This is a genomic window from Haloferax sp. Atlit-48N, assembly GCF_003383015.2.
GTDB classification, from domain to species: domain Archaea; phylum Halobacteriota; class Halobacteria; order Halobacteriales; family Haloferacaceae; genus Haloferax; species Haloferax volcanii.
Genome location: NZ_CP137689.1, coordinates 441,968 through 457,526, shown reverse-complemented (window position 1 = coordinate 457,526; position 15,559 = coordinate 441,968). Strand labels below are relative to the sequence as shown.

The 15,559-nt window shown below is 66.4% G+C and carries 23 protein-coding genes and 3 tRNA genes; 14 read left to right on the top strand and 12 right to left on the bottom strand.

All coding sequences use genetic code 11. The features are described from left to right. The first annotated feature begins 88 nt into the window (after positions 1-88). A tRNA-Val gene (locus DEQ67_RS02585) sits at positions 89-162 on the top strand. Positions 163-284: 122 nt separating this feature from the next. Here the strand turns inward: DEQ67_RS02585 and DEQ67_RS02580 are convergent. Further along, positions 285-488, bottom strand: a complete 204-nt coding sequence (locus tag DEQ67_RS02580) for a hypothetical protein (protein WP_004044421.1) — start codon at positions 486-488, stop codon at positions 285-287. 104 nt (positions 489-592) lie between these two features. Here DEQ67_RS02580 and DEQ67_RS02575 point away from each other — a divergent pair, with 104 nt between their 5' ends. From DEQ67_RS02575 to DEQ67_RS02545, 7 genes are all read left to right on the top strand, one after another. Then, entirely contained in the window at positions 593-991 is a 399-nt protein-coding gene (locus DEQ67_RS02575) for a VanZ family protein (RefSeq protein ID WP_115802158.1), read from the top strand. Between the two features lie 44 nt (positions 992-1,035). Next, positions 1,036-1,704, top strand: a complete 669-nt coding sequence (locus DEQ67_RS02570; protein ID WP_004065258.1) for a hypothetical protein — start codon at positions 1,036-1,038, stop codon at positions 1,702-1,704. Positions 1,705-1,765: 61 nt separating this feature from the next. Then, positions 1,766-1,839 (top strand) — tRNA-Phe (locus DEQ67_RS02565). A gap of 430 nt (positions 1,840-2,269) precedes the next feature. Then, positions 2,270-2,464, top strand: coding sequence for a cold-shock protein (locus DEQ67_RS02560; protein WP_004057907.1), 195 nt, complete (start codon positions 2,270-2,272; stop codon positions 2,462-2,464). Between the two features lie 159 nt (positions 2,465-2,623). Further along, positions 2,624-2,818 (top strand): cold-shock protein, encoded by a 195-nt coding sequence (locus DEQ67_RS02555; RefSeq protein ID WP_004057909.1) that lies wholly within the window; start codon positions 2,624-2,626, stop codon positions 2,816-2,818. Between the two features lie 169 nt (positions 2,819-2,987). After that, a complete protein-coding gene (locus DEQ67_RS02550; protein ID WP_008606036.1) occupies positions 2,988-3,713 on the top strand; it encodes a DUF2270 domain-containing protein in 726 nt (241 codons plus the stop codon). Positions 3,714-3,762: 49 nt separating this feature from the next. Continuing rightward, positions 3,763-3,836, top strand: a tRNA-Phe gene (locus DEQ67_RS02545). Between the two features lie 273 nt (positions 3,837-4,109). Here the strand turns inward: DEQ67_RS02545 and DEQ67_RS02540 are convergent. The 8 genes from DEQ67_RS02540 to DEQ67_RS02505 form a co-directional block, all read right to left on the bottom strand. Continuing rightward, on the bottom strand, positions 4,110-4,919 hold the full coding sequence (locus DEQ67_RS02540) for a DUF7537 family lipoprotein (protein WP_006600706.1): 810 nt from the start codon (positions 4,917-4,919) through the stop codon (positions 4,110-4,112). Positions 4,920-5,036: 117 nt separating this feature from the next. Next, positions 5,037-5,429, bottom strand: coding sequence for a winged helix-turn-helix domain-containing protein (locus DEQ67_RS02535; protein ID WP_004044428.1), 393 nt, complete (start codon positions 5,427-5,429; stop codon positions 5,037-5,039). Between the two features lie 114 nt (positions 5,430-5,543). Next, positions 5,544-6,191: a helix-turn-helix domain-containing protein gene (locus tag DEQ67_RS02530; RefSeq protein WP_115802155.1), complete on the bottom strand. Its 648-nt coding sequence runs from the start codon at positions 6,189-6,191 to the stop codon at positions 5,544-5,546. A gap of 102 nt (positions 6,192-6,293) precedes the next feature. Further along, on the bottom strand, positions 6,294-6,755 hold the full coding sequence (locus tag DEQ67_RS02525) for a pyridoxamine 5'-phosphate oxidase family protein (RefSeq protein WP_004044430.1): 462 nt from the start codon (positions 6,753-6,755) through the stop codon (positions 6,294-6,296). A gap of 117 nt (positions 6,756-6,872) precedes the next feature. Continuing rightward, entirely contained in the window at positions 6,873-7,019 is a 147-nt protein-coding gene (locus tag DEQ67_RS02520; protein ID WP_188148070.1) for a DUF7560 family zinc ribbon protein, read from the bottom strand. Positions 7,020-7,143: 124 nt separating this feature from the next. Then, positions 7,144-7,305, bottom strand: coding sequence for a DUF7560 family zinc ribbon protein (locus DEQ67_RS02515; RefSeq protein ID WP_004065263.1), 162 nt, complete (start codon positions 7,303-7,305; stop codon positions 7,144-7,146). Between the two features lie 70 nt (positions 7,306-7,375). Beyond that, on the bottom strand, positions 7,376-7,774 hold the full coding sequence (locus DEQ67_RS02510; protein WP_004065264.1) for a winged helix-turn-helix domain-containing protein: 399 nt from the start codon (positions 7,772-7,774) through the stop codon (positions 7,376-7,378). Positions 7,775-7,902: 128 nt separating this feature from the next. Continuing rightward, on the bottom strand, positions 7,903-8,358 hold the full coding sequence (locus tag DEQ67_RS02505; protein WP_004044434.1) for a pyridoxamine 5'-phosphate oxidase family protein: 456 nt from the start codon (positions 8,356-8,358) through the stop codon (positions 7,903-7,905). Positions 8,359-8,480: 122 nt separating this feature from the next. Here DEQ67_RS02505 and nucS point away from each other — a divergent pair, with 122 nt between their 5' ends. Then, complete coding sequence (gene nucS / locus DEQ67_RS02500) at positions 8,481-9,287, top strand: endonuclease NucS (protein WP_004065265.1); 807 nt, start codon at positions 8,481-8,483, stop codon at positions 9,285-9,287. On the opposite strand, the gene DEQ67_RS02495 is transcribed toward nucS, so the two are convergent. Beyond that, positions 9,288-9,938, bottom strand: coding sequence for a type 1 glutamine amidotransferase (locus DEQ67_RS02495; protein ID WP_115891384.1), 651 nt, complete (start codon positions 9,936-9,938; stop codon positions 9,288-9,290). Positions 9,939-10,098: 160 nt separating this feature from the next. On the opposite strand from DEQ67_RS02495, the gene DEQ67_RS02490 reads away from it, so the two are divergent. After that, the gene (locus DEQ67_RS02490) at positions 10,099-10,629 is read left to right on the top strand and encodes a 50S ribosomal protein L16 (protein ID WP_004044437.1); all 531 of its coding nucleotides are present in this window, start codon (positions 10,099-10,101) and stop codon (positions 10,627-10,629) included. Between the two features lie 85 nt (positions 10,630-10,714). Beyond that, a complete protein-coding gene (locus DEQ67_RS02485; protein ID WP_115891385.1) occupies positions 10,715-11,587 on the top strand; it encodes an ATP-grasp domain-containing protein in 873 nt (290 codons plus the stop codon). A 24-nt stretch (positions 11,588-11,611) separates the two neighbouring features. On the opposite strand, the gene DEQ67_RS02480 is transcribed toward DEQ67_RS02485, so the two are convergent. Next, entirely contained in the window at positions 11,612-11,974 is a 363-nt protein-coding gene (locus tag DEQ67_RS02480; RefSeq protein ID WP_004970480.1) for an Hsp20/alpha crystallin family protein, read from the bottom strand. A 267-nt stretch (positions 11,975-12,241) separates the two neighbouring features. Here DEQ67_RS02480 and gap point away from each other — a divergent pair, with 267 nt between their 5' ends. Together gap and DEQ67_RS02470 are read left to right on the top strand one after the other, a co-directional pair. Beyond that, positions 12,242-13,294 (top strand): type I glyceraldehyde-3-phosphate dehydrogenase, encoded by a 1,053-nt coding sequence (gene gap, locus DEQ67_RS02475; protein WP_115802150.1) that lies wholly within the window; start codon positions 12,242-12,244, stop codon positions 13,292-13,294. 75 nt (positions 13,295-13,369) lie between these two features. Further along, positions 13,370-14,575, top strand: coding sequence for a phosphoglycerate kinase (locus DEQ67_RS02470; RefSeq protein ID WP_115802149.1), 1,206 nt, complete (start codon positions 13,370-13,372; stop codon positions 14,573-14,575). A gap of 8 nt (positions 14,576-14,583) precedes the next feature. Here DEQ67_RS02470 and DEQ67_RS02465 read toward each other — a convergent pair whose 3' ends face one another. Then, complete coding sequence (locus tag DEQ67_RS02465; protein ID WP_004044442.1) at positions 14,584-14,883, bottom strand: hypothetical protein; 300 nt, start codon at positions 14,881-14,883, stop codon at positions 14,584-14,586. Between the two features lie 107 nt (positions 14,884-14,990). Between DEQ67_RS02465 and DEQ67_RS02460 the strand changes: the two genes are divergently transcribed. Beyond that, on the top strand, positions 14,991-15,479 hold the full coding sequence (locus DEQ67_RS02460; protein WP_115860464.1) for a metallophosphoesterase: 489 nt from the start codon (positions 14,991-14,993) through the stop codon (positions 15,477-15,479). Positions 15,480-15,559 lie beyond the last annotated feature (80 nt).

Genomic DNA, 15,559 nt, shown 5'->3' with positions numbered 1-15,559 from the left:
GACGTGACGTTCGCCGCGCGTCTAAGGGTTCCGGGGGTCAGGCGAAACGAAAACCGTTATGAGCGCGAACCGGTTCGATTGAGGTGCAGGGCTCGTGGTCTAGTTGGTTATGACGCGGCCTTTACAAGGCTGAGGTCGGTGGTTCGAATCCGCCCGAGCCCATCAGATTTTGTGACGAACCGGACGGTGAGTCACAAATCTGTTCCGTGAGGGCGATTCGAATCAGGGAGCGAACGGAGTGAGCGACCGAGGTTCGAATCCGCCCGAGCAACCAAACCGCCGACTCACACGCTCCGTTGCATCACGAGCAGCGACATCGGGACGCTGGCGGCGACGAGACCGAACGCGCCGCCGACGAGCGGGTCGACGCCCAGCGACGGACCGAGGAGGTAGCCGCCGACGAACCCGACCGGGTCGAGCACCAACGCGAGGATGACGAGCTGTACTGCGAAGTTCTTCGACGTGAACCAGCGGGGGAGTAGTGACACGGTAGTCGAAACGTGTCTTCCACCTGCTATTTAGTTCCGTGTGGTCGCGTTCGAAGCCACGAAGACACGAACCCTTTAGCCCGAGACGGACCCACCACCGGGTAGTGAACCCAATCACGCGACTCCGCGAGAACCCGCGGCGGGCGGCCGTCGCCCTCGGGTACGCGCTCGGCGTTTTCGCGGCGTCGGTCGCGCCGACGCCGCCGGGGAGCCTCGCACCGATGGGACCGCTCGGAGTCGTCGGCCTCGACAAATGGGTCCACGCGGCCGGGTACGCCGGTCTCGGCTTCGCCTTCGCGTCCGCGGTGCGCGCGAGGGGGCGCGACGAGGTCGCGGCGGCCGCCCTCGCCGCCGGCGCGTTCGGAGCGGGTATCGAGGTCGTGCAGGCGGTGCTCCCGTACCGGTCGTTCGGCGTCGCTGACGCGGGGGCGAACCTCGCTGGCGCGGTCCTCGGCGGGGTCGTCTGGGTCGCGGCCGTTCGGGTCGCGGACGCTCGGGGGTAGGGTTATCTCACCCCCTCTCCAAGGGGGCACGAACGGTGAAGGCAATGGGCACGAGACGACTCATCCGGGCACTCGGTCTCGCGGGAATCGGCGTCGTCGGGACGTACCTCCTCGCGGTTCGGCCGTGGCACAGACGCTGGGGGACGACCGACGACGAGGCGACGGGCTGGCTCCCCGGCGACGACTTCGCCGGCGACGCGGACGTTTCTTCGACGCGGGCGATTACGATTATGGCCCCCGCGCGAGCGGTCTGGCCGTGGCTCGTCCAGTTGGGACAGGGCCGCGGCGGCTTTTACAGCTACGAGCGACTGGAGAACCTGTTCGGCTTGCAGATTCATAACGCGGACCGAATCCTCCCGCAACACCAGCGACTCGACGTGGGCGACGAGATACGGCTCGGCCCGCCGGGGTCGGGCGCGCCGTCGTTCCGGGTCGCCTTCGTGGACACCGAGCGCTGCCTCGTGTTGAGCGCGCCGGGTTGGGAGACCGGCGAGAGCCGGGCGACGTGGAGCTTCGCGCTGCACGAGGTGGCTCCCGGTGCGACGCGGTTGGTCGTCAGATTCCGCGGGCGGTCGGAGACGCTCCGCGAGCGCGCGGTGAATCGGTTAGTCGTCGAGCCGGTCCAGTTCGCCATGGAACGGAAGATGCTCAAAGGGATTCGTTCGCGGGCGGAGCGGGCGCGGGCGAGCGCGACGGGCGGTCGGCACCGCTGACCCAGCGCCGACGGGCGATTCGAAAGTCTTTTTGATGCGGTCCGGCTTCGGAAGAGTGCGAGCCGCCTTAGCTCAGACTGGGAGAGCACTCGACTGAAGATCGAGCTGTCCCCGGTTCAAATCCGGGAGGCGGCATATTCTGAGATTCTGAGCGACGCGAAGAATCGAAGAAACGACGCCGGACCGATTTGAACCCAAGAAGTCGAACGGAGTGAGTCTTCTTTCGGTTCAAATCCGGGAGGCGGCATTTTCCTGCGAACTACCGAGGGAGCGTAGCGACCGAGTCGTGAGCAGTGAAAATGCGACCCGACCGGATTCTGAACCAGCGAGCGACGCGAACGAAGTGAGCGAGCGAGTGAGGTTCAAATCCGGGAGGCGGGGAGCGACATAGAACGTCGGGGCCGAGAGTCACCTCGGAAAAACGACGACCGAATTCTCAACGACGCAATACGAACGACGCGGAATCTGGGCGGTTCAACCACGGAGAGTCGTCTATATCGCACTACGGGAAGCCGAGGCGTGCTTCAGAAGACTTATGAGCGTGAGGTCGTTGGTTTCAAAGGCAATGGCGAAAGGTAAGGTCGACTTCTTCAACGACACTGGCGGCTACGGTTTCATCTCTACTGACGACGCGGACGACGACGTGTTCTTCCACATGGAAGATGTTGGCGGTCCGGACCTCGAAGAGGGTCAGGAAATCGAATTCGACATCGAGCAGGCCCCCAAGGGCCCCCGCGCGACGAACGTCACCCGCCTCTAAGCAGGCTTCCGTTCACCGCAGTACATTCACAGACTGACGAACTTTCCTCCGTTTTTCACGACCGCGAGCGGCGGCGCTCGGTGGCGAGTCGTCGACTGGGCGAGCGATACCCACATATGCGGAAAGGTTATCCGTCCGCAGGGTCGTTGTACAGTCGCAATGGCGAAAGGTAAGGTCGACTTCTTCAACGACACTGGCGGTTACGGTTTCATCTCTACTGACGACGCGGACGACGACGTGTTCTTCCACATGGAAGATGTTGGCGGTCCGGACCTCGAAGAGGGTCAGGAAGTGGAGTTCGACATCGAACAGGCCCCCAAGGGCCCGCGCGCGACGAACGTCACGCGCCTGTAATTCGGTTTCCGAATTCAGTACCAGACGAATCGATTTCTGAGCGTTTTTTCACACCCCTGAGCTACGGGACCGTCCGGTGCGAGGCCGGCCGGAGCGCAGGAGACACCTTCCTCGGCCCGTAACCCAGAAGGCTCTTATCCTCCGGCAGTTGTGCATCAAACGAACAACAATGTCTGACGACGGGGAGCTGGAACCTCCCGCGGGAATGGACGACACCCACATCGGCGCGGGCGTCTTCGACGAGACGATGGGGCCGGGGTCGTCGTTTGCGCACCTCTATCGGGGAGAGATACACCGGATGAAGTCGTGGCGGGAGCGGCTGGACCGGACCAGCAACTGGGCGATTACGCTGATGGCCGGGATTCTGACGTGGTCGTTTTCCGCACAAACGCATCCGCACTACCTCATCCTGCTCGGAGTGGTGACGCTGAGCATCTTCCTCAGTATCGAGGCGCGTCGCTTCCGCGCGTACGACATCTGGCGCTCTCGGGTTCGGCTGATTCAGCAGAACGTCTGGGCGTACGCGCTCGACCCGGACGGCGGCGTCCTCGACGAGAACTGGCGGGAGAAACTCGGCGAGGACTACCGCACGCCGAACATGAAAATCCCCTTCGAGGAGGCGCTGGCCCACCGGCTCCGTCGGGTGTACCTGCCGCTGTTCCTCGTGATGCTCGCCGCGTGGGTCATCCAGTTGACGACGTACACGGACGGAACGACCCTCGTCGGGAGCGCCGGCATCGGCGGCGTCCCCGGAAACATCATCGTCGCGTTCGTCGCCGGGTTCTACGCGACGCTGCTCGGCATCTCGTTCCGCCCGCGCGAGTGGCACGTCAACGGCGAACTCATCCCGAGCGACGTGACGGGGTGGGAAGAGTCGGAGTACGGCGGGTCGTAGCGCCGCAATTCGAAATGGTTTTTTCGCTCCTGCGCGTCTGTCGAATCGCGCCGCCTTAGCTCAGACTGGGAGAGCACTCGACTGAAGATCGAGCTGTCCCCGGTTCAAATCCGGGAGGCGGCATATTCTGAGATTCTGAGCGACGCGAAGAATCGAAGAAACGACGCCGGACCGATTTGAACCCAAGAAGTCGAACGGAGTGAGCCTTCTTTCGGTTCAAATCCGGGAGGCGGCATTTTCCTGCGAACTACCGAGGGAGCGAAGCGACCGAGTCGTGAGCAGTGAAAATTCGACCCGACCGGATTCTGAACCAGCGAGCAAATCTCTGATTTGCGAGTGAGGTTCAAATCCGGGAGGCCTCATTGAAGACCGAGACTCGGACCCCAAACCGGCCCCCTACGCCCGCGCTTCGTCGAGCCACGCGGGTTCCTCGACGGTCGTCGAGCCGACGCCCGTGAGCGAGTACTCCCACGACCCGCTCACCTCGGACCCGTCGTCCATCCGCCCCGAGAACGACCACGATTCGTGGCGCGAGAGGCCGTCTTCGTCGACGAGGACGACGTACTCGAAGCTCGTGACCTCCAGAGTTCCGGGCTCGCCCTGCGCCGCGGCCGACCCGGCGAGAATCAGCGCCTCGTTCGCGGCCGACAGTTCGTAGCGTTCGACGGACGCGCCGTCGAGCGTCTCGGTGCCGGCGAACGTCAGGTCGTCGTCAGCGCCGTACGCGCGGGCCTGCGAGAGCGCGATGGCGGTGGCGAGAACCTCCGTCGACCCCTCGTACGAGGTGTACGTGGCCTCGTCGTCGCCGCCGACGCGGACGTACGTCACGCCGTCGGCGACGTACTGCTCGACGCCGCCCGCGTCGGACTGCCCGTCGGTCGTCGAGGTCGTGCGACTGTACGACCGTTCGGCGTCGAGGTCGGCGGCGAACTCGCGGGTGACCGCGGTTTCGACGCCGTCCGCGTCGACGCCGGTGTACGACCAACTGACGGTGAAACTCCCGGCGTCGCGGAGCAGGCGCTCGGGGTCGCTCAGTTCGAAGTCGTCGCCGTCGCTCGACGCGTCGGTGTCCGCGCTGCCACCGCCGTCGGTGGGAGTATCGGTGTCGTCGGCGTCGGCGGCCGGGGCGACATCCGCGCCGCCGGCGCACCCGGCGAGAAGCACGAGGACTGCGATAAGTAAGACGGGAATGCGGTTGGAGTACACGACGACGATACGACGAGGAGAATCTTAAGTAGGCACAGCGAACCGCGTCGTTCGGCGCTGTCGATGGCGAGTACGGGACGGGAGCCGCGCGAGCGCGGCGCTCAGACGGGGCGACGCTCAGGCGGTCACCGACGCCGACTGCGCCACGTCGCGGTGCGAGACGCGGACCTCGACGCCCGAGGGGGTGACGGAGACGGTCACGTCGTCGACGGTGCGTTCGTATTCGGCCGTGTGAGTTCCGGACCGCGAGATGCGCAGGCGCTTCGAGAGGAGGCCGGCGTCCACGAGCGGGTCGAGCTTTCGGTAGGTGGTCGAAAGCGGGAGGTCGCACGCCTCGGAGAGTTCGCTCGCAGAGCGGGCGATACCGTCGGTTGCGTCGAGGATGCGTCGGCAGTCGTCGTCTTCGAGAAGCGAAAACAGCGCGTCGACCTCGTCGTGGTCGTCGACGACGCGGGGTTCGGAGGCGGCCGTTGCAGAGCGGAAATCGAACGGGAGCGAAGCCTGACTCATACTGTTGTAGAACCGGCGAACGGGGACCAACTGACAACCCCGATAGCGTGGGACGTTTATATACTCCCGTCGGACTCGGGTGGCGAGGGGGCCGGCGGCGACGGCGGCGGGTCGCTATCCTTCTTCGAGCACGTCGCCGAGCAGTTTCGTCAGGGCGGCGGCGAGATGTTCCGAGAACGTCGATTGGTTGATGTCGAGTTCGGCGGCGACCTCGGTCGCGTTGGCCCCGCGCGGGCGCTCGAAGTAGCCCATGTCGTAGGCGGTCTGGAGGACTTCGAGTTGGCGGGCGGTGAGCTTCCCGCGGTCGACGAAGACGCTGTCGCCGGGGGCGTCGCCGGTGGGCGAGCGCACGAGGCGCTTGATGTCGAGGCCGGGGAAGCGGTCGCGAAGCTCACCGATGACGGCCTGTAACTGCTCGTAGTCGGCGGCGTGGAAGACGAGCGTCAGGCTGCCGCGCTGGGCGAAGTAGCGGTCGACCGGACAGCCGAACTCCCCGAGGCACTCGCAGGGACAGTCGGCGCTCCCGTCGTGAGTGTAGCGGTAGAGGTGCTTCGAACCGTAGGAGAAGATGGGTTCGAGCGCGGACGCGTCCGGCGGGTCGTCGGCCTCAAGGACGAACTCGGAGACGCTCACTTCGCCGGGGGTGGAGACGACGCTGGTCGAGACGGAATCGACGACGGAGTCCGTCGAGTGGGCGACCGAGGCGACGGGGCAGACCGACGGCGAGTCGAACTCGACCGTGGCGCGGATACCGGCGGGCATGAGGTTACGAGCGGGCGGGTCGAGGTTCGTCGCGGGACGCGCTGCCCGCCGCAGCGACGACCGTCGCGACGGGGGCCGCCTCGGAGGCGACGACCGCGGGCATTACTGGTCGGACTCCGGGGCGTCCAGTTCGACGGCGCGCCCGCCCAGCGTCTCGGGGTCGAGTTCGAACAGTTGGATGTCGAGGTCGCGCTTCGTCTCGCCCCAGATTTCGAACAGCGGACGCTTTGCCTTGCCGTACTGGACGATTCGTTCGACGGTCAGCTCGTCGGGGTCGACGCGTTCGAGCGTCCCCTCGGCGATGATGCTCCGATAGCTCCCGTCGTTCGACTCGTGGACGACGAGTCGAGCCCGCGGCGACGACGTGAGGAACTGCCGTTTTTCGCTTTCGGGTGTGGAGACGAGTCGGAGATAGAACCGACCGCTCTCGCCGTCGTAGCCGTAGGAGATGGGAATCGCGTATGGTTCGTCCGCCTTCGCGAGCGAGAGGACGCCCGTCTCGTGACGGGACAGGACCTCGCGTATCTCGTCGGGCGAGAGTTCGGTCTGTTGGTCCAGAGACATCGGTTCGTACCACCAGACTCGCGGCCGACGTAATTACTGTTACTTCTCGGCACGCCCGAGAGAGTCGAGTCGGGTGATATCGGCGGACCCGGTCGCGACTCGGTCGCGGGCGCGCGCTCAGGTAGCCGAGAAGGCGTCGGTCGTGAGCGCGGCGCTGCAGACGACACAGCCGTTTTCGAGGAGAGCGTCGCGCATGGAGTCGTTGACCAGCATGGACTCCGCACACTCAGGGCAGACGAATGTGTAGTCCGCGCTGTCACTCATGTGGTTCGTAGTACGCGTGGCACACGTATATGTAGCCTACTGTTTTTCGAGTGCCGGGGACGCGGCGAGGCGAGCGCCCCGACCGAGCGCCGGTTCGGTCGCGGGCGCGACCGAAAAGCGAGACTCACGCGGGACATGGGTCGAAGGCGTCAGCCGAGACGGGGCTTCCGCAGATGGGACAGCCGCGTTCGAGGACCGCGGCGCGCATCCCGCCGTTGACGGCGAAGCCCTCGCCGCACTGCGAACACGTGAACTCGTAGTCGTCCGTCGTCGTCGTCGCGCTCATCAGTCCACCTCCGGCGAGGCGAGCGCCGTCTCGGTTCGCTCCGTCCGCCGCGCGGCGGCGCGCGTCGCGGTCATCGCGACCGGCCCTCCGCGCCGTCTTCGCCGCCGTCGGTGGCGACCTGCCGGAACGCGAGCGACACGCCGGCGTCGTCGAACGAAAACGAGAGCGTGTCGAAGTTGGTCGCGAACTCCCGCGGGTGGTGCGTCGCCGTCTGGACCCGCAGTCGCTCGTCGAGGAGCGACGCCTCGGTCAGCAGGTCGAGCTTCCGGTAGACCGTCGACAGCGGCACGTCACAGAGTTCGGCGCACTCCTGTGCGGTTCTCGGAGCCTCGTCGCAGGCGGCGAGGATTCGCCGGCTGTCGCCGTCGCTGAGCGCCGAGAGGGCACTCGACGGGTCAGAGAGGACGTGGCTGCGGCGCGAGTTTCGGGTCAACGACTGTTCGACGGCGGAGACAGATGACGTGTTCATACTTCGATAGACGACCGACAGCGGGAGGTATCTCCGCCCGCGCTATCCGGGGAGGTTTAAGTACTCGACCCGTCGAAGGCTTCGAGTCGGGCCAGTCTGCGGGGCACCGCGGGGTTCGAACTCGGCGCTCACGCGCGCCGGCGCTGAAGCCCCGACCGGGAGTCGATGCGAAGCTCCCAGCCGAGGATGTCCTGCATCGGCTCCGTCTCCGAGAACAGGGTCGGATACCACGCGTTGTCTTCGAGCGCGTCGCGGACGCGGTCCCAGTCGCCGTCGTCGACCTGGTGGAGTTCGCCGTCGACGACGACGCTCTCCCACTGGTCCCGCGACGGGGCGTTCCAGACGGTGAAGCTCGCGCGGGCGGTCCGCTCCGCGAACTCGGCCTTCTTCGAGGACTCGCCGGGGCGGAGGAAGACGAAGTAGAGCCGCCCCCGGTCGGCGTCGTAGCCGAACGAGAGGGGAATCCCGTAGGCGACGCCGTCGTCCGCGAGCGAGAGGACGCCGACGCCCTCCTCGCGGAGCAGGCGGTCTATCTCCTCGGCCGGCATCTCGATGCGGTTGTGTTGGGCGAAGTCAGGGGCCATGGGAGAGATACACACGGGGAGACCATAAGCCTGCCAGCGAACTGACCCGTCTCACCAGCGTCCCCCGACGCGGCGACGCGGGGCTTATCCCCGGCGACGACGAACCGCGGGACGACACCCGGATGACGGTGAACACACTCCACCGGCCGACGCACCGCGACGCCCTCGTCCACCTCGAAGCCGCCTTCGAGCGCGGCGACATGGTGACGATATTCGGGCGGTGTACGGTCGATTACGACGGCCGCGCGACGAGCGAACTCGGCCCCGGCGACCGGCTCGTCGTCCTGAAGCCGGACGGCTCGATTCTGGTCCACACCGACGAAAAGCGGACGCCCGTCAACTGGCAGCCGCCGGGCTGTACCCACTCCGCGAGCGTCCGCGACGGCCGGCTTCGGGTCAGAAGCACGCGCACGAGCCCCGACGAGCGCCTCGACGTACAGTTCGAGCGCGTCGAGCAGTGTTCGGCCTACGCCGTCAACGACCGGAGCGACCTCGAACTCGTCGGCAGCGAGGAGGACCTACGTCAGCACATCCTCTCGGACCCCGATGTCCTCGAACCGGGGTTCGAGCCGCTCGAAACCGAGCGACAGAGCGACGCGGGCGCTATCGACATCTTCGGCGAGGACGCAGCGGGCGTTCCGGTCGTCGTGGAGTTGAAACGGCGGCGCGTCGGTCCCTCGGCGGCGAGTCAGCTTCGCCGGTACGTCGACGCGCTCCACCGCGAGTTCGGTGACGACGAGCCGATTCGGGGCGTTCTCGTCGCGCCGTCGGTGACGGAGCGAGCCGCCGACATGCTCGACCGCGAGGGGCTGGAGTTCGTCGCGCTCGACCCCGAGACGGGCGAACCGCCGGTCGAGGAGGACGAGAGTGAAAGCGGGGACGAAGGAGAAGACGAGGACGAGAAAACCGACGCCGACGCGGACGCCTAATCAGTCCAGACCGGCGGCGGCGACGAAGTTCTCGAGGGTTCGGTCGGCCGTCACGTCGTCGAAGTCGCGGTCGGCGTCGTCGTCGGGCCAACCGAAGTCGTCGTCGATACGGTCGAGGAGGCCGGCTGTGAACTCGGGGTGGTACTGGACCGTCCAGACGGGCGCGTCCTCGTGGCGGGTGGCGAGGTGGTCGTAGTAGTCCGCGGCGGCGACGGTCTCCATGCGGTCGCCGGGGGCGACGACGTAGTCGCCGTGAACCATCGGGATACGTCCGGAGACGCCGTCGAACAGCGGGTCGTCGTCGAGGTTCACGTCGGTGATACCGCGGCGCTGGTCGCCGGCTTCGACCGTGCCGCCGAGGGCGTCGTTGACGAGTTGGTGGCCGAAACAGACGCCGAGCGTGGGCAGTTCGCGGGCGACGAGGTCGCGGGCGAGCAGGCGCGCGTCGTCGAGCCACGGTCGCTCGTCGGTCTCGTAAACGCCCGCGGTGCTCCCGGTGAGGACGACGGCGTCGACGTTCGAGAGCGTCGGGAGGCCGTCGGCGGGAATCGAGTGAACGGCCCCCTCGCGGCCGTCGAGCGCGAGGTCGGCGAGCGCGTCGGTGAAGTACGCGGGGCCGTCCGCAGGCATACAGTCGCAGACGAGCAGCATGGACAGAACCGTGGCGGCGGCGGCGCATAAGACTGTCTCCCGGCCGGGACGGTCGGTCCCTGCGACGAACCGGCGTGCGAGGGGCTGACACGACCGCGGCGGGCGAATGAAGCTTCGAAGCGTTTTTAGCCCGCCTGACCCTTCGGTTTCACAAGTAACCATGTCAGACAAACCCGCCTCTATGTACCGGGAGATTACGAACCCGGCGTACACCCGACGCGAGTACATCACGGGTATCCCCGGTTCGAAGATCGCACAGCACAACATGGGCGACCTGCAGGCCGACCCCGAGGACTACCCCGTCCAGATCAGCCTGAAGGTCGAAGAGGAAGTGCAGATTCGCCACGGGTCGCTCGAATCCGCGCGTCTGTCTGCCAACCGCCTCATGCTCAAGCACGCGGGCGAAAAGCAGTACAAGATGATTCTGCGTAAGTTCCCGCACCACGTCATCCGCGAGAACAAGCAGGCGACCGGCGCGGGTGCGGACCGCGTCTCCGACGGGATGCGCCAGTCGTTCGGGAAGGTCGTCGGGACCGCCGCTCGCATCCCCAAGGGGGAGACGGTGTTCACCATCTACTGCGACGTCGAGGACGCCGAAACGGCGAAGGACGCCTTCCGCCGCGCGTACAACAAGATGTCGCCGCCGTGCCGCATCGTCGTCGACCGCGGCGAAGAGCTGCTCGTCGCGTAAGTTCGCGTCGGCGCGTCGGCGCGTGCTCGGAACGCGCCTCGCCTCGAACCCACCATTTTTCCCCCGGGACCCCGCCTCGTAGCGTATGCTTCGGTTGGCGGTCACCACCTCCAGCGAGACGTTCGAGCGAATGCGCGGCCCGCTCGGAAACCGCGGCATCGACGTGGGACACCTCCGCGCCAAGGAGTTCGCGCTCGACCTCTCGACGCCGCCGGCCGAGTCGTTCGACGTTGGCTTCGTCTACCCCACGCGGCCGATGGAAGGCGGCGTCGTCACCGCCAGACACGACGTTCCGTGGGTGAACACGCGCGAGGACGTGCTCACCTCGCGGAACAAGGCGGGCGTCATCGCGGCGCTCGAACGCGCCGGCCTGCCGGTCCCGCGGAGCGTCTGCGTCTCGAACCCGGCGGACGAGTCGGACCTGCTCGACGCCGTCGAATCGGCGGGCCTCGACTACCCGGTCGTGGTCAAGCCGAACTCGACGACGCGGGGCGTCGGCATCGCCAAGGCCCACGACCCGGACTCGCTCTCGGGCCACGCGGACGTGCTGGGGCTCGTCCACGACTTCCGAGCGACCGGCGACAAGTCGTTTCTGATTCAGGAGTGGCTCCCGGAGGCGCGAGACTACCGAGCGATGGTGCTCGACGGCGAGGTCGTCGGCGCGGTGGAGCGCCGCCTGTCCGACGGCGCGCGCGAGGGCGGGCGCTGGAAGCACAACGTCCACCGCGGCGCGGAGGCGGTCGGGGTGACCCTCCCGAAGCGCCACCGCGAGCTCGTCGAGTCGGTCGCCGACGAACTGGGCATCCGCTATCTCGGAGTCGACCTGCTCGAATCCGACGGGCGGGTCGTCGTCTCGGAGACGAACGCCCGGCCGACCATCGACGACGACGCGAAGTACGACGCCGACTTTTTCGACCGACTGGCGGCGCTCATAGAGCGGGTCGCAAAGAAGTCCTGAGCGGGCCGTAGCGAAGCCGAGTCGTTACTCGACGTCGATGGCGGCGGAGTCCTCGGCGCGGTCGAACGTGACCTGCAGGACGCCGTTGTTGAACGTGGCCGACGCGGAGTGTTCGTCGACGCGGGCCGGGAGGCGGATGCGTTCGTCGTACTCGCGGCGGTCACCGGCGGCGCTGATAGTCAACGTCTCACCGTCGCACTTGAGGTCGATGGCGTCTTTGTCGACGCCCGGGAGGTCCGCGACGAGTCGGAGTGTAGAGCCCTCATCGTACACGTCGATGTGGGTCTCGGAGGCGAATCCGGCGTCGCCTCCGGTCATGTCGTTCATCATCCGTTCGATTTCGTCGAAGATGTTGTCGAACGGGTCGTCGCGGTCGTCTCTGACCATGAGGGGCGCTATGAAATCGGAGGATAAAACGTTTCTGCCTGTGACAGTCACCTGCCAGCGAATCGCCAGGATTCGGCCGCGAGCGACCGTCTACAACCTGACCACTCGCCCCCGTGCGGGCGTGTCAATCGCCGCCCGTGTCTGACCGGTTATGTTCGTTTCTGTCTAGATTGTGATTGTGAATGAAAGGTAACGTTCGATTCAGTCTGATTTACCGAAACAGATATACTCCTGCGCTCGAGATATCTATACGGATACTACTCGAACATGAGTGAAAAATCCTACCTCAGCGCGGGCGAGAACGTGGATGAATCGGACGTGGTGCGGGTGGCACTCAACGGCTTCGGCCGCATCGGCCGGAACATCTTCCGTGCCGTCCTCGACAACCCGAAGGTCGAACTGGTCGCCATCAACGACGTCATGGACTTCGACGACATGGCGTATCTCGCGAAGTACGACTCCGTCATGGGCCGGCTCGACGGCGTCGAGCGAGACGGCGACTCGCTGTCCATCGGCGGCACCTCGGTGAGCCTCTACAACGTCCAGTCCCCCGCGGAGCTTCCGTGGGGCGAACTCGACGTGGACGTGGCGCTCGAATGTACGGGCATCTTCCGCACGAAGGAGGACGCCTCCGCACACCTCGAAGCGGGCGCGGAGAAGGTCGTCATCTCCGCGCCGCCGAAGGGCGACGAGCCGGTCAAGCAGATCGTCTACGGCGTCAACCACGACGAGTACGACGGCGAGGACATCGTCTCGAACGCCTCCTGTACGACCAACTCCGTCACGCCGGTCGCGAAGGTGCTCGACGAGGAGTTCGGCATCGAAAACGGTCTCCTGACGACCGTCCACGCCTACACGGGCAGCCAGAACCTCATCGACAGTCCCCACGCGAAACAGCGCCGCGGGCGCGCCGCCGCCGAGAACATCGTCCCGACGACGACCGGCGCGGCGCAGGCGGCCACCGAGATTCTGCCCCAGCTCGACGGCAAGCTCGACGGCATGGCGATTCGCGTCCCCGTGCCGAACGGCTCGCTCACCGAGCTCGTCGTCCGCCTCGAAGACAAGCCCTCCGTCGAGGAGATTAACGACGCCTTCCGCGCCGCGGCCGACTCCGGCCCGCTCGCGGGCGTCCTCGGCTACACGGACGACGAAGTCACCTCGCGTGACATCCTCGGCCTGCCGTTCTCCAGCACCGTCGACCTCAACACGACCAACCAGGTCAACGACGGCGGCCTCTACAAGATTCTGACGTGGTACGACAACGAGTACGGCTTCTCCAACCGGATGCTCGACGTCGCCCACTTCGTCACGCACCAGTAGACGCCGCCGCGAATCGCCCGCGGTTTCAGCGCGAGCTACCCACCACTAAGTACTCCCTCCACGTTCTTCCACCCGATGTTCAAGACCCTCGACGACCTCGACCCGGAGCAGCGCGTACTCGTCCGACTCGACCTCAATTCGCCGGTCGAAGACGGCGAGGTCCAAGACAACCGACGGTTCGACCGCCACGCGGAGACCGTCCGCGAACTCGCCGAGGCCGGCCACCGCGTCGTCCTCATGGCCCATCAGGGCCGCCCCGGCGGCGACGACTTCGTCTCGCTCGAACAGCACGCGGACATCCTCGCCTCGCACATCGACCGCGATGTGGGCTTCGTCGCTGACACCTACGGCGACGACGCCATCGCCGCCATCGACGCGCTCGAAGCCGGCGACGTGCTCCTCCTCGAAAACACGCGGATGTGCGACGAGGAACTCCCCGAAGAGGACCCTGAGGTCAAAGCCGACACCGAGTTCGTCCGGACGCTCGCCGAGCACGTCGACGCCTACGTCAACGACGCGTACTCGGCGGCCCATCGCTCGCACGCCTCCCTCGTCGGCTTCCCGCTCGTGTTACCCGCCTACGCGGGCCGCGTGATGGAGACCGAGTACGAGGCCAACTCCTCCATCGCCACCCGCGAGTTCGACGGGCAGGTGACGATGGTCGTCGGCGGGACGAAAGCCACCGACGTCATCGACGTGATGAACAACCTCGGCGACAAGGTCGACCAGTTCCTGCTCGGCGGCATCGCCGGCGAACTGTTCCTCCGCGCGGCCGGCAACGACGTGGGCTTCGACCTCGACGGCATGGACTTCTTCGACGACCAGTGGGAAGCGAACCGCGAGACCATCGAGTCGCTTCTCGACGAGCGCGGCGACCAGATTAAACTCGCGGTCGACCTCGCCTACGAGGACGAGACCGACGACCGCGGCGAAATCGCGGTCGCCAACATCACGGAGAAGGACCGCGCGTACCTCGACGTGGGCTCGATGACGGTCGACGAGTACGACCCCATCATCCGCGACTCCGAGGCCGTCTTCGTGAAGGGCGCACTCGGCCTGTTCGAAGACGAGCGCTTCGCGGTCGGTACGACCGGCGTCCTCCGCGCCATCGCCGAGACCGACTGCTTCTCCGTCGTCGGCGGCGGCGACACCTCCCGCGCCATCGGGATGTACGGCATGGACGAAGGCGACTTCGGCCACGTCTCCATCGCCGGCGGCGCGTACATCCGCGCGCTGACCGGCGCGCCGCTGGCCGGCGTCGAGGCGCTGAAGCAGGACTGAAGCCGCGCTCAGAGATCCGCGTCCCTTTTTGCGACGAGCCCGGCGGCCCCGTCGACGAGTAACCCCACGCCAGTTGCGAAGACGCCGAGCGTCAAAACCGCAGTGAGAAGCCCGCCGTCCGGGAACGAACCGGCCGCGCGGACTGCGAGTGTATGAGCCGCGCTGTACGTCGTCACACCGACGAGCACCGCGCCGGTGAAGACAGTCCCGTGGTCGCCGGTTTCGAGGACGAGACCGTCCGAGTCGGTCGCGGCTGTCGGCTCGTCGTCGGGAATGTCGTCGCCGTGACGGTTTGGGTCGTCGCTCATTTCCCGGCCTCCGAGTCGATGGCGAGATGGCACATACCGGCGACAGCGGGCGCTCGGGATAAAAGTGTCACCCAACGTTGATAGCCGACGCCGCCGAACCGACGCGCATGAAACTCGGCGTCGTCTCCGACACGCACGACAACCTCGACCACGTCGAAGCCGCGGTCTCGCACTTCGAATCCGAGGGCGTTGACGTGGTGGTCCACTGCGGCGACATCGTCGCGCCCTTCTCGGCCGCGCCGTTCGACGCGGACTTCGACTTCCACGCCGTCCGCGGCAACAACGACGGCGAGTGGGCGCTCCGCGAGGCGGTCGAGTCGTTCGGCACCTACCACGGCGACTTCGCGCACCTGACGCTCGACGGCCAAGAGATAGCGGTGTACCACGGCACGGAAGCCGGACTGGTGGACGCGCTCGTCGACTCGGGGACGTACGACCTCGTCCTGCGCGGCCACACCCACGAGCGGGTGGTCGAACACCGCGGGAAGACGACGCACATCAACCCCGGCGGCCTGCCGATTCCCGGCGCTGACGACGCGTTCCACGTCGCGGTCGTGGACCTCGACACGGGGAACGTGGCGTCGCGGTCGCTGTGAGACGGGTGGAGTGAGCGGATAGCTGTTACAAACCTCTGCTTCAGCGAGGCCGTCGTGTGAAACAGCCGCTCGGTAGCGCG